27 protein-coding genes and 1 other annotated feature are annotated in these 24,027 nt (G+C 37.1%); of the genes, 8 read left to right on the forward strand and 19 right to left on the reverse strand.

Annotation, left to right across the window (positions count from 1 at the left end):
• Positions 1-16: 16 nt before the first annotated feature.
• Both KI338_RS08840 and KI338_RS08845 read right to left on the reverse strand, forming a co-directional pair.
• Positions 17-1,192: a CapA family protein gene (locus tag KI338_RS08840; protein ID WP_212920653.1), complete on the reverse strand. Its 1,176-nt coding sequence runs from the start codon at positions 1,190-1,192 to the stop codon at positions 17-19.
• Positions 1,193-1,376: 184 nt separating this feature from the next.
• Positions 1,377-2,528: a thiolase family protein gene (locus KI338_RS08845; RefSeq protein WP_212920654.1), complete on the reverse strand. Its 1,152-nt coding sequence runs from the start codon at positions 2,526-2,528 to the stop codon at positions 1,377-1,379.
• Positions 2,529-2,676: 148 nt separating this feature from the next.
• Between KI338_RS08845 and KI338_RS08850 the strand changes: the two genes are divergently transcribed.
• Both KI338_RS08850 and KI338_RS08855 read left to right on the forward strand, forming a co-directional pair.
• Positions 2,677-3,111, forward strand: coding sequence for a DUF4064 domain-containing protein (locus KI338_RS08850; RefSeq protein WP_212920655.1), 435 nt, complete (start codon positions 2,677-2,679; stop codon positions 3,109-3,111).
• 237 nt (positions 3,112-3,348) lie between these two features.
• Entirely contained in the window at positions 3,349-3,531 is a 183-nt protein-coding gene (locus KI338_RS08855) for a hypothetical protein (protein ID WP_212920656.1), read from the forward strand.
• Between the two features lie 46 nt (positions 3,532-3,577).
• Here the strand turns inward: KI338_RS08855 and KI338_RS08860 are convergent, their stop codons facing one another.
• From KI338_RS08860 to KI338_RS08875, 4 genes are all read right to left on the reverse strand, one after another.
• On the reverse strand, positions 3,578-4,648 hold the full coding sequence (locus KI338_RS08860) for a PQQ-dependent sugar dehydrogenase (protein ID WP_212920955.1): 1,071 nt from the start codon (positions 4,646-4,648) through the stop codon (positions 3,578-3,580).
• Between the two features lie 122 nt (positions 4,649-4,770).
• A complete protein-coding gene (gene typA / locus KI338_RS08865; RefSeq protein WP_212920657.1) occupies positions 4,771-6,600 on the reverse strand; it encodes a translational GTPase TypA in 1,830 nt (609 codons plus the stop codon).
• A 75-nt stretch (positions 6,601-6,675) separates the two neighbouring features.
• Positions 6,676-8,022, reverse strand: coding sequence for a sensor histidine kinase (locus KI338_RS08870; RefSeq protein WP_306345305.1), 1,347 nt, complete (start codon positions 8,020-8,022; stop codon positions 6,676-6,678).
• Positions 8,019-8,705: a response regulator transcription factor gene (locus tag KI338_RS08875; protein ID WP_212920658.1), complete on the reverse strand. Its 687-nt coding sequence runs from the start codon at positions 8,703-8,705 to the stop codon at positions 8,019-8,021. The genes KI338_RS08870 and KI338_RS08875 overlap by 4 nt, the downstream gene beginning before the upstream one ends.
• Before the next feature lie 162 nt (positions 8,706-8,867).
• Between KI338_RS08875 and KI338_RS08880 the strand changes: the two genes are divergently transcribed.
• A complete protein-coding gene (locus KI338_RS08880; RefSeq protein ID WP_244853512.1) occupies positions 8,868-10,178 on the forward strand; it encodes a S1C family serine protease in 1,311 nt (436 codons plus the stop codon).
• 107 nt (positions 10,179-10,285) lie between these two features.
• The gene (locus tag KI338_RS08885) at positions 10,286-11,164 is read left to right on the forward strand and encodes a zinc ribbon domain-containing protein (RefSeq protein ID WP_212920659.1); all 879 of its coding nucleotides are present in this window, start codon (positions 10,286-10,288) and stop codon (positions 11,162-11,164) included.
• Between the two features lie 58 nt (positions 11,165-11,222).
• Here KI338_RS08885 and KI338_RS08890 read toward each other — a convergent pair whose 3' ends face one another.
• The 3 genes from KI338_RS08890 to KI338_RS08900 all read right to left on the reverse strand — a co-directional run bounded on the left by KI338_RS08890 (position 11,223) and on the right by KI338_RS08900 (position 12,736).
• Complete coding sequence (locus tag KI338_RS08890; RefSeq protein WP_212920660.1) at positions 11,223-11,429, reverse strand: zinc ribbon domain-containing protein; 207 nt, start codon at positions 11,427-11,429, stop codon at positions 11,223-11,225.
• 90 nt (positions 11,430-11,519) lie between these two features.
• Positions 11,520-12,191: a TraR/DksA C4-type zinc finger protein gene (locus KI338_RS08895; RefSeq protein WP_212920661.1), complete on the reverse strand. Its 672-nt coding sequence runs from the start codon at positions 12,189-12,191 to the stop codon at positions 11,520-11,522.
• 95 nt (positions 12,192-12,286) lie between these two features.
• On the reverse strand, positions 12,287-12,736 hold the full coding sequence (locus KI338_RS08900) for a GNAT family N-acetyltransferase (RefSeq protein ID WP_212920662.1): 450 nt from the start codon (positions 12,734-12,736) through the stop codon (positions 12,287-12,289).
• On the opposite strand from KI338_RS08900, the gene KI338_RS08905 reads away from it, so the two are divergent.
• Positions 12,731-13,699 (forward strand): NAD(P)-dependent oxidoreductase, encoded by a 969-nt coding sequence (locus KI338_RS08905; RefSeq protein ID WP_212920663.1) that lies wholly within the window; start codon positions 12,731-12,733, stop codon positions 13,697-13,699. The genes KI338_RS08900 and KI338_RS08905 overlap by 6 nt on opposite strands.
• Here the strand turns inward: KI338_RS08905 and yxiS are convergent.
• The 3 genes from yxiS to cspD form a co-directional block, all read right to left on the reverse strand.
• Complete coding sequence (gene yxiS / locus KI338_RS08910; RefSeq protein WP_212920664.1) at positions 13,696-13,998, reverse strand: protein YxiS; 303 nt, start codon at positions 13,996-13,998, stop codon at positions 13,696-13,698. The genes KI338_RS08905 and yxiS overlap by 4 nt on opposite strands.
• A gap of 1 nt (position 13,999) precedes the next feature.
• Positions 14,000-14,680 carry a class I SAM-dependent methyltransferase gene (locus tag KI338_RS08915; protein ID WP_212920665.1) on the reverse strand — a complete coding sequence of 227 codons (681 nt, stop codon included), beginning with the start codon at positions 14,678-14,680 and terminating at the stop codon, positions 14,000-14,002.
• Between the two features lie 115 nt (positions 14,681-14,795).
• Complete coding sequence (gene cspD / locus KI338_RS08920) at positions 14,796-14,993, reverse strand: cold-shock protein CspD (protein WP_188385451.1); 198 nt, start codon at positions 14,991-14,993, stop codon at positions 14,796-14,798.
• A gap of 300 nt (positions 14,994-15,293) precedes the next feature.
• On the opposite strand from cspD, the gene KI338_RS08925 reads away from it, so the two are divergent.
• A complete protein-coding gene (locus tag KI338_RS08925) occupies positions 15,294-16,073 on the forward strand; it encodes a helical backbone metal receptor (protein ID WP_212920666.1) in 780 nt (259 codons plus the stop codon).
• Between the two features lie 34 nt (positions 16,074-16,107).
• On the opposite strand, the gene KI338_RS08930 is transcribed toward KI338_RS08925, so the two are convergent.
• Positions 16,108-16,323, reverse strand: coding sequence for a hypothetical protein (locus tag KI338_RS08930; protein ID WP_212920667.1), 216 nt, complete (start codon positions 16,321-16,323; stop codon positions 16,108-16,110).
• A gap of 247 nt (positions 16,324-16,570) precedes the next feature.
• On the opposite strand from KI338_RS08930, the gene trhO reads away from it, so the two are divergent.
• Together trhO and KI338_RS08940 are read left to right on the forward strand one after the other, a co-directional pair.
• Positions 16,571-17,545, forward strand: coding sequence for an oxygen-dependent tRNA uridine(34) hydroxylase TrhO (trhO, locus tag KI338_RS08935; RefSeq protein ID WP_212920668.1), 975 nt, complete (start codon positions 16,571-16,573; stop codon positions 17,543-17,545).
• A gap of 174 nt (positions 17,546-17,719) precedes the next feature.
• Positions 17,720-18,196 (forward strand): glutathione peroxidase, encoded by a 477-nt coding sequence (locus tag KI338_RS08940; protein ID WP_212920669.1) that lies wholly within the window; start codon positions 17,720-17,722, stop codon positions 18,194-18,196.
• Between the two features lie 34 nt (positions 18,197-18,230).
• Here KI338_RS08940 and KI338_RS08945 read toward each other — a convergent pair whose 3' ends face one another.
• From KI338_RS08945 to KI338_RS08970, 6 genes are all read right to left on the reverse strand, one after another.
• Positions 18,231-18,953 (reverse strand): amino acid ABC transporter ATP-binding protein, encoded by a 723-nt coding sequence (locus KI338_RS08945; RefSeq protein WP_212920670.1) that lies wholly within the window; start codon positions 18,951-18,953, stop codon positions 18,231-18,233.
• Positions 18,946-19,605, reverse strand: coding sequence for an amino acid ABC transporter permease (locus KI338_RS08950; RefSeq protein ID WP_212920671.1), 660 nt, complete (start codon positions 19,603-19,605; stop codon positions 18,946-18,948). Before KI338_RS08950 ends, KI338_RS08945 begins: the two co-directional genes overlap by 8 nt.
• A 30-nt stretch (positions 19,606-19,635) precedes the next feature.
• Positions 19,636-20,403, reverse strand: coding sequence for a substrate-binding periplasmic protein (locus tag KI338_RS08955; RefSeq protein WP_212920672.1), 768 nt, complete (start codon positions 20,401-20,403; stop codon positions 19,636-19,638).
• A gap of 62 nt (positions 20,404-20,465) precedes the next feature.
• The gene (locus KI338_RS08960; protein ID WP_212920673.1) at positions 20,466-21,626 is read right to left on the reverse strand and encodes a M20 family metallopeptidase; all 1,161 of its coding nucleotides are present in this window, start codon (positions 21,624-21,626) and stop codon (positions 20,466-20,468) included.
• Positions 21,627-21,793: 167 nt separating this feature from the next.
• On the reverse strand, positions 21,794-23,230 hold the full coding sequence (gene proS, locus KI338_RS08965; protein WP_212920674.1) for a proline--tRNA ligase: 1,437 nt from the start codon (positions 23,228-23,230) through the stop codon (positions 21,794-21,796).
• 59 nt (positions 23,231-23,289) lie between these two features.
• Positions 23,290-23,509 (reverse strand) — a binding site (T-box leader).
• 82 nt (positions 23,510-23,591) lie between these two features.
• On the reverse strand, positions 23,592-24,023 hold the full coding sequence (locus tag KI338_RS08970; RefSeq protein WP_212920675.1) for a DUF2512 family protein: 432 nt from the start codon (positions 24,021-24,023) through the stop codon (positions 23,592-23,594).
• Between the last annotated feature and the right edge of the window lie 4 nt (positions 24,024-24,027).

Consider the following 24,027-nt stretch of genomic DNA (forward strand, 5'->3'; position numbering starts at 1 on the left):
CCTTCCATATTTTATACTATTTTTCTATAAATTTTAGATCCGGTATCCACTGAGACATATGTGCTTTTATTTCTTTATATCTTTGATCTGCATTAGGTAAATCACTATCTGCCAATTGATACATTGGAATAACCTCAAAATCCTGCCAATTATTATATTTCACATAGGTTGGGAGAAATTTAGGTGTGTGTACCCTTACAGATGCTTCCCCATTCTCCATGGTTTTGGTAACAGTAAACTTTACGATTCCACCAACTTGGCGATAATATTCATTCTGACCAGATAGAAAATTACCTAAAGAATAAATGACTAAGGTCTTATTTCCTTGCTCACCGGTAACCCAATCGACTGGCTGTAGAACATGAGGATGGTGTCCTAATACGACATCTACCCCTAGATCTGCAACAAATTGGACAAGATCCTTTTGAGATTGGTTAGGCATTCGTTCATATTCATTTCCAAAGTGAAGACTAACAATGACTACATCTGCTTTTTCCTTTGCTTCCTCAATATCCATTTCGATTAGCTTTTGGTCAATTAAATTAACTAAATAATCCTTTCCGATTGGCACAGGAATCCCGTTCGTTCCGTAAGTATACGATAAGAAAGCAACCGAAATCCCTTCCTCTGTATCGTAAATTCTTATTGTTTTCTGATCTTCTTCATCCTTATAGGCACCTGTATACATCATATCAATTGTTTCCCAATGCTTAATGGCATTTTGGATTGCCGCTTCTCCTCTATCCAATGTATGATTATTCGCCAAAGTAACGACATCGATTCCAGCCCATTTCAGGGCATCACCTACCTCAATAGGACTATTAAAGGATGGATAGGAGGATAATCCTAGCTCCGTTCCTCCAATCATCGTTTCTTGATTAGCTATCGTGATGGTTGTATCACTTAGGAACGGCTTTACCCGCTCTAGCATAGGTTTAAAATCATATCCGCCATCATCATTTCTGGCATCATCATAAACACTGTTATGGATAAGAATATCTCCGATTGCCGAAATTGTTATCTCGTGTTTTATATTGATAGGTTCTTTTGGCTCTTCTACTTCCAATTTTTTCTTTGAATGGGAGCCTGCAGTTCTTCCATGGTCGTTATTCCCTTCAAGATCACCACAGGAAACCACAAATATACTTAAAAACAAAATTACAACTAGCCCTTTTATTTTCCCCCTGAACATAGGCAAAAGCTCCTCTTTCTTTTTTACTAAATCATACCATAGTATTGTAAGATAAAGTTCCTTATGTCTTAAAAATCCTCAAATTTCTACAGCAAGTCCAACACCAGTAATATTAATATGCATAAGTACCTTTTCTACATTCATTAGAAAACGACCACCCTTATCCTTGAGTGGTCGTTTATACTTAATTGATCCGTTCGATTATCGTCGCATTTGCCATTCCCATTCCCTCACATATAGCTAATAAACCATATCTCCCATTTATCCGTTCTAATTCATATAGCAAGGTCGTCATTAACTTTGTACCAGTCGCACCTAGTGGGTGCCCAAGTGCAATTGCTCCACCATTTACATTTAGCTTATCGGGGTCTGCCCCTATTTCTGTCAACCATGCCATCGGCACTGGTGCAAATGCTTCGTTTACTTCGTAGCAATCCATATCTGTAATCGTAAGCCCTGCTTTCCGTAACACTAGCTTTGTCGCCTCTATCGGTCCTGTTAGCATAAGAGTCGGATCCGAACCGATAACAGATCTTGCAACAATTCTTGCCTTTGGCTTTAAACCTAATTCCTTTGCCTTCTCTCTCGACATTAGCAATACCGCACTTGCACCGTCACTCATCTGACTCGAGTTTCCTGCTGTTATTTTTCCATTTTCCTGAAATACCGATTTTAACTGAGCGAGAGCATCGAAAGAAGTATTCATTCTAGGTCCCTCATCTTCTGAAAAAATAAGGTTAACACCCTCCTCATTGTCCATGCTTATAGGCACTATTTCAGCATTAAATCGCCCTTCCCTTAATGCTTTTAATGATTTTTCATGGCTTTTTAAGGAATACAAATCTAATTCCTCTCTTGTAAATCCCCATTTATCAGCAATCTTTTCAGCGGAAACACCTTGATTAACAATTTCATATTTACTCATAAGTCTCGGACTTGGTTTGCTTGTGCCCATGTTCGCAAACATCGGTGAGCGAGACATACTTTCTACACCACCAGCAATCACGACATCCATATCACCTGCCGCAATCGCTTGCGAACCAAAATGTATTGCCTGCTGACTTGAACCACATTGACGATCAATAGTAACACCAGGAACTGTTATTGGAAAACCTGCAATTAAAGCAGCTGTCCTTGCTATATTTCCTCCCTGCTCATTCATCTGTGTGACACACCCTAATATAACGTCCTCCACTTCACTTATATCTAAATTTGTTCGATCGATTAATGCCTCTAACGTAAGTGCTGCCAAGTCGTCTGAACGAACATTAGCTAGCGCACCTCCTTTACGACCCACCGCTGTACGAACGCCATCTATGATTACAACTTCTCGCATTTCATCACTCCTACCCTTTCCTCCCATTATACGAAGTATTTTCATACAATTCTATAAATTTGAGGGTTGGTGAAAATATACTTATAATTGAAACCAAAATAAGGTAAAATCGTATGTAAAGTATCAAAATAATTTAGGGGGAAATGGTATGAAACGAACAGCTGAAGTAACACTCGGTATTATCGGAACTGTTTTTTATGTATTCTCTGTCTTAATTGGAGCATTACGTCTTTGGATGGAGAATAACAAGGATTATCTTTATGATTTTATTACCGAAAACCAAAACGAGATGGAATTCACAGCGGATGATATGGATATCATCCAGGAAGCATTTAATTTAAATTTGGCAGGTGGCGGACCATTACTTGTTATCATGCCGATATTAGCAATCATTTTAGGTATTGTAGCCATGGTATTACTAAAGGGTAATAAAAATCCAATCGCTGCAGGTATTATTTTTATTGCAACTGGAGTCATTTATGTCATCGTAACACTTGGTGGAGGTATACTAAGTGGAATCTTATTCCTAATTGCCGGTATCCTATGCTTGGCTAGAAAGCCAAAGACACTAATCGAGGAGTAATAGGTCCAAAATGATAGGAAATACTACTCACACACGTTTGATAAAGTAGTATATAATAAAGTGAATCTATAATCTGTAGGATTCTTATTCCCATATTTTTCGTTTAAAGAGTATTATAAGGGATGTATTCTACATTAAAAATCAAAAGACAAGTAGCTATGTGGTATTCAAGCGAGATAAAATAAAGCTTCGTCCTATTTTACTTGTGAATCAAGATATCTCCTTTGAGGTGTTAACATGAAGCGATATTTAACGGCAGTTTTCATTGCCATAAGTGTAGTAATATTAGTCTTGGGATTACGAATTGATTCCCAATGGACTGGAGCTGCCTCATGGGGGCTAACTTTAATATGCCTCATCTTCGCAGCTTATTTTACGAAATATATTCCTGATGAGAAAACTCCGAAAAGAAGGAAGTAAACCTGAGAGGCTTACTTCCTTTTTTTGTTTGGTACTGATAAAGCTACTATTTAAGGCTATTTATCGGAATAAAAAGTAATATATCATCTTGATTAGTTGGATTTCCTCTTCCGTCCGTATTATTTGTGATTGCATAAAGTCCTTCTGGAGTAGATAGTACATCTCGAACTCGTCCTACATCGGAAATGATTAGTTGTTCTGTCTTCGCAATTGGATCAAATTCTCGAATCCCCTCTCCACGTAAAGAAGCAAAATAGAACTTCCCTGCTAAAAAGGTCATTCCTGATGGCGCCCATGTCGTCTCACCTGAATGAATAATAGGAGCCTCCATTCCTTCCCGTCGTTCATCACCTTGAATAGTTGGCCAACCGTAGTTTTTCCCTTTTTGTATCCGATTAATTTCGTCATGAGCACTGGCACCATGTTCCGTAGCATATAATTGGCCTTCATTATCCCAAGCTAGACCTTGTGGATTTCGGTGACCATAAGAATATACATAGCTGTTTTCAAATGGATTATCATCTGGAATACTACCATCAAGGTTCATTCTTAGAATTTTTCCAGCTAAACTATTTATATCCTGAGCTAATTCAGGAACAGTAGCATCACCAGTTGTAATGTAAAGTCTCTTGTCAGGTCCTATCTCTATTCTTCCACCTTGGTGAAACTTACCTCCTGGTATTTGATCAAGTAATGTTGCCGTTTCCTTCCACGAATCATTTGTTTGCTTTATTTCCACAACTCGTTGGAAATAATGACCACGTTCTACATAGGAGTAGTAGGCATATGCTGTATCAGTAAAGCCTTCTGGAAATGATATACCTAATAAACCTGCTTCAGGTTGATTAGATAAATCTTTCTCTAATTGAACCCGCTTTCGATTTATCTTTTGTTCTTCGATTTCCACAATAAAACCTGTTCGCTCACTAATATACAATTTCTCTCCAATCTTCACAATTTCCCAAGGCACTTGAAGATTTGTAGCAATTATCTCATATTTTATCTGCTCGCTATTATTCATTGCTTGTTCTTTGGAACCAGTAAGCGTATTTTGCGCCGGTGAGCAACCAGTTAGAATGAGGGTAACTAGGGCAATAAGGGGATAAAGAATTCGTATACAAATCAACTCCTAACAATTAGTTTATTATCTTCATTCTAATGCAATTTAGGAATTTTTATAAGTGAATAACCTATTGAATACAAAAAAAAATCTTGGAGGATACTTCCTCCAAGATCTTTCTAAATCATTTTAGCACGTTTTGCTGCTTTTTCACGTTCATTTTTATTTAAAATTTTCTTACGTAAGCGAATGGATTCTGGTGTTACTTCACAGTATTCATCTTCATTTAAATATTCGAGCGCTTCTTCCAACGACATGCTCCGTGTTTTGCGAATAACTGCTGTCTGGTCTTTCGTTGCAGAACGAACGTTTGTTAAATGCTTTTCCTTTGTAATATTAACTGTTAAGTCATTTTCACGGTTATGTTCACCAACAATCATACCTGCATAAACCTCAGTACCTGGTTCAACAAAAATAATACCGCGATCCTCTAGACCCATAATTCCATAAGTTGACGCTTTTCCATTTTCCAGTGCTACAAGTACACCCTGTCTTCTTCCACCAACTTGTCCCTTAATTACTGGCTCGTACGCTTCAAAAGTATGGTTTAAAATACCATATCCACGAGTTTCTGACATGAATTCAGTTGTATACCCAATTAATCCACGGGAAGGAACCTTGAATTCTAAGCGAACTTGTCCATTACCAAAGTTCACCATATCCAACATTTCACCTTTACGTTGACCAAGTGATTCCATGACAGCTCCAGTATGTTCCTCTGGTACATCAACTTGAACACGTTCAACCGGCTCACATAAAACACCATCAATTTCTTTTAGAATAACCTTTGGTTTGGAAAGCTGTAATTCATAGCCCTCTCTACGCATGTTTTCAATTAAAATGGATAAGTGTAATTCGCCACGTCCCGATACGACCCAAGCATCTGGTGATTCCGTTGGATCAACACGTAAACTTACATCTGTCTCTAACTGTTTCATTAGACGCTCTTCAATTTTACGAGAAGTAATGTACTTTCCTTCTCTGCCAGCAAAAGGACTATTATTAACAACAAAAGTCATTTGCAGGGTTGGCTCATCAATATGCAATAATGGTAATGCATCCGGATGATCCTGTGGACAGATTGTTTCTCCCACGTTAATATCATCTAGACCAGAAATAGCTACAATATCCCCAGCAGATGCTTCTTCAATTTCTAATCGCTTTAAGCCAAAGAAACCAAATAATTTACTAATTCGGAATGATTTTTGTGAGCCGTCCTTTTTGAGGACTACTACTTGTTGGCCAACATGGATCTTCCCACGAACAACACGCCCAATTCCAATACGCCCAACATAATCATTGTAATCAAGCAAAGTAACTTGAAATTGTAATGGTTCCTGACGGTTATCAATTGGTGCTGGAATATGTTTAATGATGGTTTCAAAGATAGGATCCATTGTTTCTTTTTGTTCATCTGGCTCATATCCAGAAGTACCATTTAATGCAGATGCATACACAACTGGAAACTCTAGCTGTTCATCATCTGCTCCTAGCTCAATAAATAAATCAAGTACTTCATCCACTACTTCCTCTGGTCTAGCATTTGGACGGTCTATTTTATTTAAAACGACTATTGGTGTTAATTTTTGCTCTAAGGCTTTTTTTAATACAAACCGTGTTTGTGGCATAGTCCCTTCATAGGAGTCAACCACTAGAGCAACACCATCAACCATTTTCATTATCCGTTCTACCTCACCGCCAAAATCAGCGTGTCCAGGTGTATCTAAAATATTTATTCTTGTATCGTTATAGCTAATGGCTGTGTTTTTTGCTAAAATGGTAATTCCTCGTTCACGCTCAATATCATTTGAGTCCATGGCACGCTCATCTACATGCTCATTTTCACGAAAAGTACCAGAGTATTTTAGTAATTGGTCCACTAAGGTAGTCTTTCCGTGGTCTACGTGAGCGATAATTGCGATATTACGAACATCTTCTCTAAATTGCATAAAGTACGCTCCTCTTATTTCCGAGTAGAATCAAACTAGACAATTATATCATAATATGTCTTTTTTGTCTTGTTTTTATTTACTGAGTGTGATTGGAAAAGTTAGCGTAAACTTCGCTCCACCTAACGTGGATTTTCCTGCTTCAATTTTTCCATCAAATTGCTCAACAATTGCTCTAGAAATTGCCAGTCCAAGACCTGTCTCCCCATTCTTACCTTTCACAAATCGATGAAAAATATGCGGTCTGAGCTCATCCTCAATCCCTTCTCCATCATCTTCAATAGTCATTATCACATGATTATCTTCCTGCCTAGCTGTCAAAAGAAGCTGTTTATTTCCATGTCGGAGTGCATTAAAGGTGAGATTTAATAGTGCTTGTAACAGCCTTTCCTCATCTCCATATATTTGTATCGTGTCATCTATATTCCGCTTCAAGTCCATTTCTTTTTCTGTAGCTAATGGTAATGCACGTTCCATTACCTTATCAAACAAAGAATTTACTCCGAATAATTCTTTTTGATAGGTGACCTCCTCACTCTCCAATTTAGCAAGTAAAATCATTTCATTAATGATTTTCTTTAAGCGGCTAACCTCCGTAACAATGACCTCAAGACCTTTTTCTTCTTCCTTCTCATCAAATACCTTCTCCCTAATTCCTTCTGCATATCCTTGAATAGTCATAAGAGGTGTTTTTAATTCATGACTAGCATTTTGAAAGAAGGTTTGCTGTGTGTTGATGTAGCGCTGTAGTTCATTTGCCATATCATAAAAGCTTTGCGCCACTTCCTTTATTTCACCAGTCGCTTGAATCGGTTCAATTTCGTCAAATTTCCGCTTTTCAATTTTCTTTAACTGATAGTTAAGCCTAGTTAGCGGGGTCACAAGCTTATTCGTTAAAAAATAGCTAAGAACAATAACCACTACTGCTCCAACAGCAAATACAATTAGCATTCGTTGAATAAAATTATGTTGAACCACCTGAAGATCGCCAAGTGGGGTTAAGAGAATTAATTCTAACCCAAGACTTTTCGGGACAAATAAAATTCTAGAAGTTACATACTTCTCCTTCCCATATTCCCAAAGCTCCTCATCGTTATTCGAAAAATCATTATTCATGAATAATCCGGTTACTATTTGCTTTGGTAAAGTGGAGTATAGTACTGTATTTTGTTCCCTATCATATAAAAACAATTGTAAATCCTGGTCCTGTAGAAACTCATTAAAGCCAATGAGATTCTGTCTTGAAATAAATGCATCGTCTAAAACGTTAACTAAAATCTCACCTTTTTGTTCCAGCTGTCTCTGTTCATCCTGAATTAATAAATTCAAAATTAGTGAGTATATCACATAGCCTGTGACAGCCATAATTATTAATAGTAAAGCAGTAAAGGCAGCATTTAATTGATATTGAAGTTTCATCATGATTCCTCTTTATCTCGTAAACGGTAACCATACCCCCATACCGTTTCTAGTGGTAATTCTTGAAATTTTTTTCGAATTCTTTTCACTAAATCATCTACCGCCCGGTCACTACCAAAGTAGTCTTCCCCCCAAACCTTCATCAATAATTCTTCACGGGAAAAAGCTCGATTTACATTTTCAGCAAACAGAATTAACATATCAAATTCTTTCGTGGTTACATCTTGTTCTATTCCATTCCAAAAGACCCTACGGTCACTCTTATTAATAACGAGTCCATCCACTACAACCTGTTCTGTAATTTCCTGTTTCACTTCGTCTGGACGATATCGTTTAAATACTCTTTTCACTCTGGCGATAAGCTCCCGAGGACTAAATGGTTTCGTTAAGTAATCATCTCCACCTAATTCAAGCCCTAGAATCTTATCAATCTCTTCATCCTTAGCAGATACAATAATGATTGGAACATCACTTTCATTTCGTACCAGCCTACAAAATTCATAACCGTCTATACCGGGAAGCATTATATCTACAATCCACATATCAGGTGGATTCGTTTTCCAAAGTGATAGACCTTTTTCAGCACTTTCTACTACAGAAACCTGATAGCCCTCTTTTTTTAAGAAGGCAGAAATAATATTTTGAATGTTAGGGTCATCCTCAATAACAGCAATATGATAATTCATACATCTCACCGCTTTGCTATTTTCTTTGCTTCTATTTTCACAAAAAATAAGTTAGGAAACAATATATTTCCCTTAATTCCACACTTATTCCACATTTATACCAAAGCTATTCCGAGGCTTTAGGATATGCTATAAATAACCTTTTATGAAAGGAAGAATCGTATGGAATATAATGAGCGAAACGACGATACAATGGAAACAACTCAAAATGATAGTACTTCAACTTCTGAAGCAATAACCAATCTTTCAGAAGAAAGTGAGGATCCTGGCTTAACAAAACCAAATAAAGTCGTTAAAGAGAAAAGAGTTAAAGGAAAAAGCCCATCAAGCATACGGGCATTTTTTGCCGGTATGTTAGGGGGGCTAATACCTGCAGTAATTGTGTTAATACTAATCATGAATAATCTCATCCCAACTTTCGAGAATGATACATCAGGAGGAGCTATAGCTGATAAAAGTGATACGAATAAGCAAAATGTAGTGACAACAATGGCTACAGATGATGCAGATGCATCTACTAATTTGGCCGAGGTTTCCGAAGCAGTTGTTGGTGTTTCAAATATGAAGAGACAAAGTATTTGGACGCAAAGTGAGGAGACCGGAACTGGTTCGGGTATTATTTATAAAAAAGAAAATGGCAAGGCTTATGTCATTACAAATCATCATGTTGTAGCAGGAGCAGAAGAGGTTGAGGTTGTCTTATCCAATGATGAACGAATGAAAGCAAAGGTTCTTGGCTCTGATGACTTATCTGATTTAGCAGTACTTGAAATTGACGGTAGCAAAATCGACCGAGTTGCAACACTTGGCACGACAGATGGAAAACAAGTTGGAGAAACCGTGTATGCCATCGGAAACCCACTTGGTATGGAGTTTGCTAATTCCTTAACAAAAGGTATTATAAGCGGATTAAATCGCTCTGTATCAATGGATACGGATGGAGATGGTGCAGAAGATTGGGTTACTGAGGTTATTCAAACAGACGCCGCTATTAATCCTGGTAACAGCGGTGGTGCCCTAGTAGATTCTAGTGGTAAGGTTATTGGAATCAACTCTATGAAAATTGCTATGACACAGGTAGAAGGAATTGGGTTTGCAATCCCGATAGACGCAGCACTTCCTATTATTGAACAATTAGAATCAAATGGCAAAGTAGAGCGACCATTTATCGGAATTAGCATGGCCTCCATTAATCAAGTACCAATGCAATACCGTCACAACATCATCCTCCCTGAAGAAGTAGAGGATGGTATGGTGGTTGCAAGTGTAGAGGCAGGCTCACCAGCTGATAAGGCAGGCTTACAGCAATTTGATGTCATTACTAAAATAGACGGTCATGATACTCCTTCAGCATTAGAGCTAAGAAAATATATGTATACAAAAACGCAAGTAGGAGATTCCATAAAACTAGAGATCTATCGTAATGGTAAAAAACAGATTATTGAACTTAAGCTGACACAAAGAAACGATTAATCTAAATAGGAAGGGACATCCCCCCCTTCCTATTTTTTATTCATTGCTCTTTTTTATCGATATTATATATAATATGATTTAACTGTATGATTTAAAGGAGTGTTAGTATGAAATGTCAGCATTGTGGCCATGAATCAGAGAGCGGCAGGTTCTGTTCCAACTGTGGGGGATTGCTGGAGCATAGCGAACTGGTACAAGAACAGCCGAAAGTTGAAGAAACGGTTCCATATGAATCAATGGAGATAGAGCAGACTGAAAGTGTTAACGAACAAGTTGAATTAAATGATTCAACGGGTTTCCTAACTGCTCTCCATACGAATTCTAATCAATCTCAAAAAGAACAAACGAAGAAGCAAGAGAACAAATCGGATTTCACAGATCAGCTTACTTTAGTTTTTGCTAACTTTGGACACTTTTTCCTTACATTAGTAAAGCAACCAACTATGGCGCGAAAGGCAAACCATAAAGATTTATTTTCATCACTTATTACAATTGTTGCTTTCGCATTAATTGTTGCATTTACACTCTTCTTACCACATGCTTTTATTGCAAGAAGTACATGGTTCATGCCTGCACCATCTATATTTTATGAATTATTTATGCCATTATTATTAGTTATCATTTTATTAGCCGGCATTGCTTCATTAACCTATGTAGCAGCTAAAATTACTAAAGTAGATTTTACATATTTAGACGTAATTGGTAAGTACGGAGCGTATTTATTACCATATGCCCTTCTATATTTAGTAGGTGCTGTACTGTCGATTGGACATTTACCATTTTTACCTACAATTCTCTTTACCATTAGTATTATGGGACCTATATTTGCAATACCAGCTTGTATATTATATGAAAAAGAGGCTACTGGATTAGATCGAATTTATACATTACTTGGTCAGTATTTTGTATCCTTCTTATTTATCTTCCTTGTGGCAAATTCTTTAATCGGTGCATTTATGAGAGATGTCTTCTACTTTCTAAGATAAGTAAATTATTACAGAAGCGGGACCAAACTTAATTCGTTTACGGGTTCCCGCTTTTTTATTAACCTAAAAATAAATCAAGTATATTCATTCCGGCTGAGCTATTTTTATTATAGAACTCGGAATATCCACAGTTATTACAATAGACAACAACAAATTGATTATGCTGGATATCAAACATTTTTGATAGCCCTGTTCCTGTCATCGCTACTTCTTTCTTTGAAGCATCCATACTACCACATTTCATACAGCCTCTATTCTCACTCATCTTCATCACGCTCCTTCATTTTATTACGGTTTACCTAACTATAATGTTTCAAAAAATAACACAGCCATAGCTAAAATGGCTGTGTACAATTTATTCCTCTAACTCATTCTCATAGCGGTTATGATTTGGTGTTACTCCAGTAAAATACCCCCGTTCATCAGCAGCAACAAATTCCTCTATATCCTCTACACTGTTAATATTTTCGTCGCTGTTTGGGTACATCTCATCATAATTTTCCTGATCTCCATATAGGTCTGAACCTGTTTCAGAAGTACCATACCTACTTACTTCCTGCCAAGCATCTTCTGCATCGTAGCCTACCTGAGTCTCATCGGTAGCCTCATCAGGGTTAATATTCGGACTGAATACTTCCTCTTCAACCGTTCTATTTCGCTCAAACGTAATATTGTTTGCGTGGTTTATACAACGATCAGTCGTAGGCACTGCTTGTAGTCGCTCAAAAGGAATGTCCATTCCACACTCCTTACAAATCCCATACGTTCCTTCCTCAATGGCGTGCAATGCTTTATTTATTTCTTCTAATTCCTTTTCAGCATGCTCATTAAGTGCTATATCCTTCTCTCGTTCATAAAGCTCGGTTCCATGGTCAGCTGGATGATTATCGTAATTGGATAGCTCACTCATCGATTCCTTTATTAATTCATAATTTAGACCAAAATGATCCTGAACGTGTTCAATTAATTCATTTTGCCTCAGTAGCAATGCATTTTTACACTCACTTTTCTGTTCATTCGATAACATGTATTAGCCTCCTTATTCGTTGGGGTTTTACTTCCCCTGAACCTGTGATAAAAGGTAGCTAATCTTACTATGTGTAATAGAATTATATTGATTCTTTAATTTCCTTCTAACAACATGTCAATATGTGGAATACCATCCTCCAAATATTCGGAAGAGATTTGCTGAAACCCCAAGGATTCATAAAATCCTTTTAAATAAGCCTGTGCTTGAATTCTAACACTGCTTTCTTGCCACTTTTCATCAATAATATGGAGTGCATTTTCCATGATTTCTCGAGCATAGCCACGTGATCTAAACTTTTCTACTACCAGGACCCTCCCAATGGCTGGAGTCTCCTTATAGACAAGTCCTTTAGGGAGAAGTCGAACATATGCAGCAATCTCCCCCTCAACCGTTAAATAATAATGTAATGATTTTTGGTCATAATTATCTAACTCTGGATATGGACATTCTTGTTCAACAACAAATATATCTGTTCTAGCCTTTAAAATTCCGTATAATTCTTGGACGGTCAATTCATTAAAGCTTTTCAACTGCCAATGCATGCACTATCACTCCAATTGCAAATTTGCTTTTATAATGTTGAAAATAATTATATAGTAGAATCAGGAAGGAAGTGCTACATAATGCTAACACAAAATACAAAAATCGGCTTTATAGGAACAGGTGTAATGGGAAAAAGTATGGCCCTGAATTTGCTAAAGGCTGGTTATTCTGTTCATGTTTTTAATCGTACAAAAGAAAAAGCTCAGGAATTATTGAACAATGGAGCGGTATGGAAGGATAGCATTAAAGAGCTTTCTCAAGAAGCGAATGTTATTATTTCCATTGTTGGATATCCAAAGGATGTAGAGGAAGTATATCTAGGAAGCGGTGGAATTATTGAAAACGCGAAAAAGGGTGCATACCTAATAGATATGACAACCTCAAAGCCGTCTTTAGCAATGCAGATTTTTAAGAAAGCAAAAGAAAAGGGCTTATACTCGCTAGATGCTCCCGTTTCAGGAGGAGACATTGGTGCGAAAAATGGTACACTTGCCATTATGGTTGGAGGAGAACAGGAAGCCTTTGATACAGTTTTCCCGATATTTGAAGTGATGGGTAGCAACATTATCCTTCAAGGAAAGGCTGGTGCAGGACAACATACAAAGCTAAGTAACCAGATAGCAATTGCCTCCAATATGATTGGTGTCTGTGAAGCTATTGCCTATGCGAAAAAAGCTGGACTTGACCCAGTAAGAGTTTTAGACAGTATTACGACTGGCGCAGCTGGGAGCTTCTCTTTATCCAAGCTTGCACCCCGTATGATTGAGGGAGATTTTGCACCTGGCTTTTATGTGAAGCATTTCATCAAGGATATGACCATTGCAATTGAATCAGCAAAGGAACTAGGATTATCAACTCCAGGCTTAGAATTATCACTTAAGCTCTACCAAGAGCTTGCCGAGAAAGGTGAAGCTGATAGTGGAACACAAGCATTGATTAAATTATTTGCAGCTACACTTTAATTATTCTTCTGGTTATCAATTATTTGTTGAACGACAAATGCTAGGCTATCGTTCCCGAAAAGCTGAAGTACCGCTAACACTGTCTCATCTGCTATTTCTTCAGAATCCTTTTTGGGAACGGTTAATTCCATCATTTCTTCCAACACCTTATTTTTTCCCTGACTAGGATATGCAGCGTGATATAGTTCCATTGGGTCTAAATCACGATTGATACACCACTGTGCAAAAACTAATATCATCATTTTTTCATCGTGCTGATATTTTTCAATAATATAATCTTCCATTGCTTTTTTATCCATTTTAGTCACCTACTTTTTGAAGTAAAAAAATCCACATGAAGCTCAACGCTTGTTTTAATTCTTGTGATAATCCTTCATGATGTTGTTTTTTAACTCCTTCTTTATACACTCCGAAGCCATCAACCACTTGAAAATCCATTTCCTTAGCAAGCTGAAGAAACTCCCAAGGCATCATCGAATTACAAATTGTATGTTCACCGTACACCTTTCGATAGTCATTACCTCTTGGCCCGGCAGTTGGACCTAAAATTCCAACACAAAGTAATCCACTGGGTTTCAATATCCTACGAATTTCCGTTAGGGCAAGTGATGGCACTTCCACCCATTCAAGAACATTGATACATAAGACACCATCAAAGGAATGCGATTCTATTGGTAAATCGACTACATCTGCCTGCTGAAATGGAATGGCTTGTAATCGTTCCTTTGCCTTTACAATCATTTCCTCTGATAAATCAATTCCCATAACCTGATAGCCTAGTGAGTGTAATTTATATGTACCATAACCATCACCACAGCCAACATCCAATATTTTTGCGCCTTGATTTAGATGTTTATCTAAAAAAGGAATAATTTCTTTCCGGCTTCCCTTATCCCACATCTGTTTACTGCGTTCACTCCAGAACTCCGCTGTTTGATCCCATTGCGTTTTTGCTTTCTTTACCCAATCAAACTTACTCATGAAACTACCTCCTAATATAAGATAAAGTAAAACTTCACAAGAATCGTAAAAATATGGTGTGTAAGACATAAAAAGGCTTATCTCAGATGAGATAAGCCTTGTGGTTGTGGTTTAATTATAGTTTAACAACGTTAGCTGCTTGTGGTCCACGGTTACCTTCAACGATTTCAAATTCAACGTCTTGACCTTCTTCAAGAGTTTTGAAACCATCAGTTTGGATTGCTGAGAAGTGTACGAATACATCGTCACCGTCTTCGCGCTCGATGAAACCGAAACCTTTTTCTGCGTTAAACCATTTTACTTTACCAGTCATTTATATGACCTCCTTATCAATAGCTTGCAAAGTATAATTGAATCATTAATACTTTTACCCAAACTCTGATAAAGAGATCGTAAAGTATTACAAACTTCAATTTCCTTTTGCTATTTATAATGTACCTGTTTAAGAAGAAAAAAGCAAGTATCTCAGATATATTTAAGAAAAAAATTAAATTCCGTGTTACAAATATAACTTATTTGTAATATTCTGCTTTACTTTTGGAAATGACAGGTAATCTCCAGTAGGGTAAACTAAACTAATAACAATTATTGGTTTTTATAAGGGGGAACTGACATGCAAACCTTTACTGACAACCTCGGAAGAACAATTCAATTCGATTATCCACCTAAACGAATTGTCTCTCTTGTTCCAGCAATCACTGAAACCATGTATTATTTGGGACTTGAAGATGAGATTGTCGGAAGAACAAGGTTTTGTATTCACCCTAAAGATAAAGTGCTCCTTGCTAAAAATATTGGCGGCACAAAGGATATTAATATTGATCGTATCCATGAAGTAAAACCAGATCTTATTATTGCTGAGAAAGAGGAAAATACAAAAGAAATCGTAGAGACACTGGAAAGGTATTATCCAGTTTTTGTATTTGAGGTACAAAATACGTTAGATGTTTTTCGTATGATCGAAGATTTAGGGTTGTTAACGGACACAAAGATTAAAGCTAATAATTTAACTAAACAAATCCAAAACGTATTACAAAATTTACCTCATGTTCATAACAAACGGGCCGCATACGTTATTTGGAAAAATCCCTATATGGTCGTCGGCAGAGATACATATATTCAATCCTTACTCGACAAAATGGGCCTTATTAACCCATTTACTTTATATGACGGACGATATCCAACCGTCTTTGAACAGGACTTTCTAAAGGAAAATCTAGACTACGTCCTGTTAGCTACAGAACCGTATCCGTTTCGTGAAAAACACCTGAAGGAATGGTTAGAGTTACTACCGAATGTTACACCTTTATTAGTTGATGGGGAAATGTTTTGGTACGGGGCTAAGATGCTGCAAAGCGGGAAATATTTTAATAATCTCTTCCAGAAGCTTTAATATTGCTTGGTCTTCGTAGAGTGACCAAGCAACTTTATTTTTTTTCCTTGTGATTAACTGGGGTACCTCTCATTAGCTTTTCAAAACGCATTAACTGATCATCTTTTGTTTTCTGATGAGAGGAAGAGTTCTCATCATGCTGTACGTTAGATTTTATACCAAATTGAACTCCTGCAGAAGAATTAATAATGCTTTCCCGTTTTCCATCAGAATGGGGAGTCGTTTCCCTTCCAGTATTACGCTGAGTCACGGCTGCTGCCTCCTCTTTTTCATGATATCCTACCCTCTTAATATACCCGAAAGCAAAATGTCCTATTATCGTTTCTTTCCCTTCTAAAACACTTCGAAAAGTTACTATTCTCTTCCTATCTACTAACATTATCCTGTTGAATTTTTGGTAAAAACTTGTTAAACTATACTCTTGCAAGATTATAAAAAAGTAAATAACGACTACCAACATTTATATCTTGCAAATATGAATGATAGGTGGTAATGAAATGGAAAAATATCGAGTATTATTGTACTACAAGTATGTAGACATCGAGGATCCTGAAATCTTTGCAAAAGAGCATTTAGCTTTTTGTAAAGACGCTGGTTTAAAGGGTAGAATTCTAGTAGCGAAAGAGGGAATCAATGGTACTGTTTCTGGTACTGTCGAGGCTACCACGAAGTATATGGAAATGATGCACAACGACCCTCGCTTTGCTGATTTAGTTTTCAAGGTAGATGAAAGTGATGGTCATGCATTTAAGAAAATGCATGTTAGACCACGTAAAGAGCTTGTAACCCTTCGTTTGGATGAAGAAGAGAATGTTGATCCTAAGGAATTAACTGGTGAGTTTTTATCTCCGAAGGAATGGTATGAAGCAATGCAACGTGATGACGTCGTTATTTTTGATACACGTAACGACTATGAATATGAATTAGGACATTTCCGTGGCGCACTTAACCCGGATATTGATAATTTCCGTGATTTACCAGAATGGGTACAAAAAAACAAACATTTGATTGAAGGTAAAAAGATTTTGATGTACTGTACTGGTGGAATTCGCTGTGAGAAATTCACTGGCTGGATGATTAAGCAAGGATTTGAAGATGTTGCACAGCTTCATGGGGGAATTGTAACCTATGGTAAAGACCCAGAAGTACAGGGTGAGCTATGGGATGGACAATGTTATGTATTTGATGAGCGCATCTCTGTACCAATAAATCGTAAGGAACATGTTGTTGTAGGGAAAGACTTCTTTGATGGCAAACCTTGCGAGCGTTATGTAAATTGTGCAAATCCAGAATGTAATCGACAAATACTCTGCTCAGAAGAGAATGAACATAAATATATGCGCGGATGCTCACACGAATGTCGTGTACACCCACGTAACTTATATATTAAAGAACACAACCTTTCACAAGAAGAAATTCAACATCGATTAGATGTTATTGCTAAAGAAAATCAAGTTGCTCAAGAAGCGTAAGAAAAAAAAGACGATCATCATTGAACTGCACCCCAATTGTTAGACAAAAATAACAATTGGAGGTGCAGTTTTTTATGGCCATTTTCGTATGATTGTTTCCGAGTAGACATTTGAGCATTTAATAGTTTCCTGTGATAATTTATGCTATTCTCAAGTGGAAAGGGGGAATTATTAATGAATGTACATGATTTTTCCGTTGGATCAATTAAAGGAGAAACCATTCATCTATCCCAATACAAGGGAAAGGTACTATTAATTGTAAATACAGCAAGTAAATGTGGGTTTACACCCCAATTAGATGGTTTACAAAAGCTATATGAAACATATCATGGTAAAGAATTTGAAGTCCTTGGTTTCCCTTGTAATCAATTTGGGAATCAGGACCCTGGAACGAATGAAGAGATTGATGGCTTCTGTAAAGTAAATTATGGTGTTACCTTTCAGATGTTCCAAAAGATAGACGTGAAGGGGTCAAATGCACATCCCCTATTCAAATTTCTAACAGAAGAAGCAAAAGGGTTTGTAACGAAGGAAATCAAATGGAATTTCACGAAGTTTCTGGTTGACCAAAACGGAAGTGTAATAAAACGGTATTCACCACAAACCACTCCAGACAAAATTGAAAAGGATATTGAACACCTTCTCCAATAAAAAAAACTCGATGGAAAGCCATCGAGTTTTTTTATCAAAGAACCTTTGCTAAGAAGTCTCCTGCTCGCTTTGTTTGTGGATTATCGAAAAAGGATATTGGCTCTCCTTCTTCAATCAGTTGTCCACCATCCATAAAGATAATTCTATCTGCCACTTCCTTTGCAAAATTCATCTCATGAGTCACAACAACCATAGTCATTCCACTTTTAGCCAGATCCTTCATTACATCCAAGACTTCCTTAACCATCTCTGGATCTAGTGCAGAAGTCGGCTCATCAAATAACATGATTTCTGGTTCCATGGCAAGTGCCCTAGCAATCGCCACACGCTGTTTCTGACCACCGGATAAGCGGTTTGGATAGGTGTCCATTTTCTCTGTTAAACCAACTTTAATCAATAATTCCTTTGCAATTTTCTCTGCTTCCCCTCTCTTCTGATGCTTTACCTTCATTGGAGCGTACATAACATTTTCAAATGCTGTCATGTGGGGAAACAAATGAAAATGTTGAAAAACCATTCCAATATTCTTCCGGATCTCAAGTTTATTTATCTTGGGTTTGGTAATGTCCATTTCATGTAATAAAATTTGACCACTTGACGGGGATTCCAGTAAATTTATACAGCGCAGAAAGGTAGATTTCCCTGAACCTGATGGACCAATCACTGCCACAACTTCTCCATGTTCAATCGTTGTTGTAATATTTTCTAAAACTAAGTTATCACTAAAGCTTTTAGAAAGATTATTTATCTTAATCACTATGCCTCATCCTCCGTTCAACCCATCTACCAATAGTAGATAGAATAAAAACCATCACCCAATAAATTAGACCGGCAAACAGTAACGGTTCGAAATTACGATATAATTGCGAACCAACTATCTCTGCTCTTCGCATAATGTCTAGATAGCCGATTGTTGAAACTAATGCCGACTCCTTTGTTAAGGAAATAAATTCATTCATCAATGCAGGCAAGATGTTCTTAATTGCCTGGGGCAGAATAATATTCAGCATCATTGGTCTATAAGCAACCCCTAATGCTTCAGCCGCTTCAACCTGTCCTTTATCGACAGCCATAATTCCCGCACGAATGATCTCCGATACATAAGCAGCCGAATTCAAGCCAAAAGCTAATACAGCACTTAAAAACACTGGAATATCATATTGAAATAGCTGTGGCACTGCATAATGAATAATCATCAATTGTAAGATTAATGGTGTACCACGAAAGATCGAAGTATAAGCATCTGCAGGCCACTTTAACCATTTTTTATTACTAATTTTACATAATGCAAATATTGTTCCTAAAATTAAACCTAATAGGATGGATACACTGACAAATTTTAACGTTGCTCCAATTCCTTCTAAAATAAAAGGAATTGAAGGCACGATTTGGCTAAAGTCCAAATTCATGCCCTCACACCTCACCTTCTAGCAATAGAGTTATTCATATTCTGATAACCATTTATCCTTTAGTTCCTGTATAGTTCCATCTTCTTCAAGCTTCTTCAGTATTTTGTTAACATCAGCAGCTAATTCACTTCCCTTTGGAAACGCTATTGCCATACCTGGTGAGCTAGTTGTTGGATCATCAAAGCCAACAAAGCCTTGTGATTTGATATAACCTATCGCAACAGTCTTATCCATATAAGCAACATCAATACGATTCGTATTTAGTTCCTGAATAAGAATACTAGCATTATCTATTTTCTTTATTTCAAAATCATACTCTGCGGCTAATTTCTCTGCACCTTCCTCTTGAATTGTTCCAAGCTGTACACCAACTATTTTCCCTCTTAAGCTTTCTAAATCCTGAAACGCGTCCTCAGCCTTCGTAATAAACATTTCTCCTGAATGATGATATGACTCAGAAAAGTCTACATTCTTGCGTCTATCCTTTGTTGCACTCATACCAGAAAGCACCATATCTACTCTCTTAGACTGTAAGGAACCTATCAAACCATCAAATTCCATATCTTCAATCTTTATTTCATAACCTAATTCATCAGCAATTTTCTTTGCTAAATCGGCGTCAAAGCCAATAATATTACCCTTGTCATCAAAGGATTCAAAGGGTGGGAAGTCAGCTGAGGTTGCAACCTTTAATATTTTTTTTCCTTCTTTATCCATTGAATTTGCCTCTCCAGAGCTACAGGCAGCTAATAGACTCAGTAATAAGATAAATAAAATTCCTATTTTCGCTTTTTTCATGTTGAACTCTCCCTTATAAATATAATTGCAATTAAATAAATATTCATTTTTGTGTATAAAAATTACTTCTTACCTTTAAATTCAGCTTGTATCGATTCATATAACTTCGTATCTGTAATCACATCAAAGCCTGTATATGCTAATGCGAGGGCACCTGACCTCAATGCCTCAAAGCCATCTTCTGTTATCGTTTGATTGGCAAACTCCTTTGTATGTGCAATTAGTCCTGGTTTATTCATTCCAATATACGGATGAATTGCTGGAACAACTTGACTGACATTTCCCATATCAATTGATCCATAGGATTCTTTTGCAGACAATATTGGTAGTTTACTAGTCTGTTCTAAGTTATTAGTAAAAGCAGCTGATAATGCTTGATTCGTTTTCATTTCATCATAGCTTAGCTCATAATTGGAAATTTCTAGTGTTGCACCAGTCATACATGCTGCACCTTCAGCAATAGCTTTCACTTTTTCTACTACTTGGTTTAAATAGAAACGTTCTCTTGCACGTATATAAAATTGTCCAACTGCATAATCTGGTACAACATTAGCAGCTTTCCCACCCTCAGAGATAATTCCATGAATTCGTACATCAGGTAATAGGTGCTGCCTTAATGCATTGATACCATTAAATAATTGAATAACACTATCAAGTGCATTAATTCCTTCCTCAGGTGAAGCAGCAGCATGTGAGGTTTTTCCAGTATAAGCAAATTGAATAGCATCCATTGCTAAGGAATCTCCACTAATATGGGATTGATCACCCGGATGAAGTATCATAGCAACATCGATATCATTAAATATCCCCTTTTCACTCATAGGCACCTTTGCACCATTTGTTTCCTCTGCCGGGGTTCCTAGTACGACAACACTCCCACCAATTTCCTGGATTATTTTACTCAAGGTTATCCCTGCACCGGCGCTTATCGTGCCAATCAAATTGTGTCCACATCCATGACCTACAACCGGTAAGGCATCATATTCGGCTAGAAAGGCTACCTTTGGGCCAGGCTTATCACTATGGTATTCTGCTCGAAATGCTGTAGGTCTTCCTACTATGCCCACCTCTACTTCAAATTCATGCTTACTTAATAAATCAACAAGTAGTTTCATAGATTCAAATTCCTGGTCACCTAATTCTGGATTTTCATACATCTTGTTAGCAATTGACCATAAATCATTTTCTATTTTATGTAATTCCTTTTTCAACAAATTTTTCATAGTATACTCCTTTTATGCATATTTATTAACTCATGTGTATATTTATAACATTATTTCAATAAATATTCAACATTTTTTTTTGAAAAAATATCGAATTCACCCGACAGCTCTAATTCCATAAAAAAGAGGGCCCTAGTAAAAAAACTAGGCCCTCATCTATCCACGAATTAATATGCTCTTGCCCAATACACCATCTCTTTTGCTTCTTTTCCACAGCAGACACAGCTATTAGCAATCTTTTCTTGTTCGAACGGTATGCAACGAGAGGTTGCAGTTGTTTCTTCTTTAATTTTTTCCTCACATGCAAGGTCACCACACCACATTGCCTTGATAAATCCACCTTTTTCGACTGCCTGTTTGAATTCATCCATATTCTTAGCTTCTCTAGTCATTTCATTGCGGTGTGTCAATGCTTTATCATAAAGATTTTGCTGAACTTCCTCAAGTAAAGCTGGTAATCGTTCTTGTAAGTCATCTAGTGCAACAAATTCTTTTTCGCCAGTATCCCTGCGAACTAATACAACCTGCTTATTTTCAATATCTTTTGGTCCCATTTCAATACGAACTGGAATACCTTTCATTTCATACTCATTAAATTTCCATCCTGGCATCTTATCACTTGCATCAATATCAACCCGTACCAGGGATTTCAACTGGTCACGTAATTCATATGCCTTATCGAGAACTCCCTCTTTGTGCTGTGCAATAGGTACAATCATAGCTTGAATTGGTGCAATTCTTGGTGGCACTACCAAGCCACGATTATCACCGTGTACCATAATTAACGCACCCATGATTCTAGTAGAAACTCCCCAAGAGGTTTGATGAACAAATTGGCTCTTTCCATTTTCATCAAGGTACGTAATATTAAATGCTTCTGCAAAACCTGTTCCAAAATGATGGGATGTTCCAGATTGTAGCGCTTTTCCATCATGCATTAGTGCTTCAATTGTTAAAGTATACTTAGCGCCAGCGAATTTCTCTTTATCGGTTTTACGACCACGAAGTACTGGAATAGCTAAGTAGTGCTCAACTAAATCGGCATAAACATTCAACATACGATCTGTTTCCTGTTTCGCATCCTCATCTGTTGCATGTGCTGTATGTCCTTCCTGCCAATGGAACTCAGAAGAACGTAAAAATGGACGGGTCGTCTTTTCCCAACGGACTACATTTGCCCATTGGTTGTATAGCTTCGGTAAGTCACGATAAGAATGAATGTTTTTGGAATAATAATCACAGAAAAGAACCTCTGATGTAGGACGAACTGCAATTCTTTCCACTAATTCTTCATTGCCACCATGAGTAACCCAAGCTACTTCAGGTGCGAATCCTTCTACGTGATCTGCCTCCTTTTGTAGTAGGCTCTCTGGAATAAATAATGGAAACGCAACATTGGAGTGACCGGTTTCCTTAATCATACGATCTAACTCATTTTTAATATTTTCCCAGATAGCATAGCCATATGGCTTAATAATCATGGTTCCTCTTACTTGACCATATTCTACTAATTCTGCTTGCTTCACCACATCGGTATACCACTGGGCAAAGTCATCCTCCATGGCTGTAATTTTTTCAACAAACTCCTTATTTTTCTTGCTCATGAACAGCACCTCTTTAAATAAATTTATTTTTGAGAACACAAAAAAACCTCGGAATCCACATAAGGGACCGAGGATTGGTGGTACCACCCTTGTTTACTACCGATAGACCGGTAGTACACTTGACTTGATAACGGTCAATGACCGCGCACATCTTCATGACGTATCATCCGATGGCGAACTCCAAGGCAGGTTCCAATTCTTGTCTATGGAAATTCTCACCAACCATTTCCTCTCTGAATAGACTGTTTAAATTGTACTAATCCTTTTCAACGTTTCCATATTTCTTATATTAAACTTAAATATAAAGTGCTTCCTTACGAATGTCAAGTATCCCCAATACGAATCGCGTCTTCCCAACTATTTATTCCTTTTTTAGCTTATAAATATCGGGTTCATCTGCAATTTCAGTCTGTAGTTGATTTAATGTTCGGTGATCCCTCCTAACTGCTGGGGGGATTTTATTCACTATATATCCATGTAAAAAAGGCTCACAACAAGAGATAAAAAAAGAACCTAATAATGCCAATGTAATCAATGGAATATCATATCCTATGAACACATAGCTGAAAATAAGTAATAGCACAAAGGCTAACCCAAAGTCTGATATCGTCGCATTAATATTTCCTGCATATCTTAAAATAAATAAATCTCCAATGAGATAAGAAACAATTGTAGTAAATAGGCTAATCAGAATAATATCCATAAGACTCGTCTCTTGAAATACACTGTAGAGAGCAAAGACAGTAAAAAGTACCGCACCAAATTTAATTCCAAGGATTTTTAAATGATTCAAATTC

The organism is Ornithinibacillus bavariensis (genome assembly GCF_018333235.1).
Classification (GTDB): domain Bacteria; phylum Bacillota; class Bacilli; order Bacillales; family Amphibacillaceae; genus Ornithinibacillus; species Ornithinibacillus bavariensis.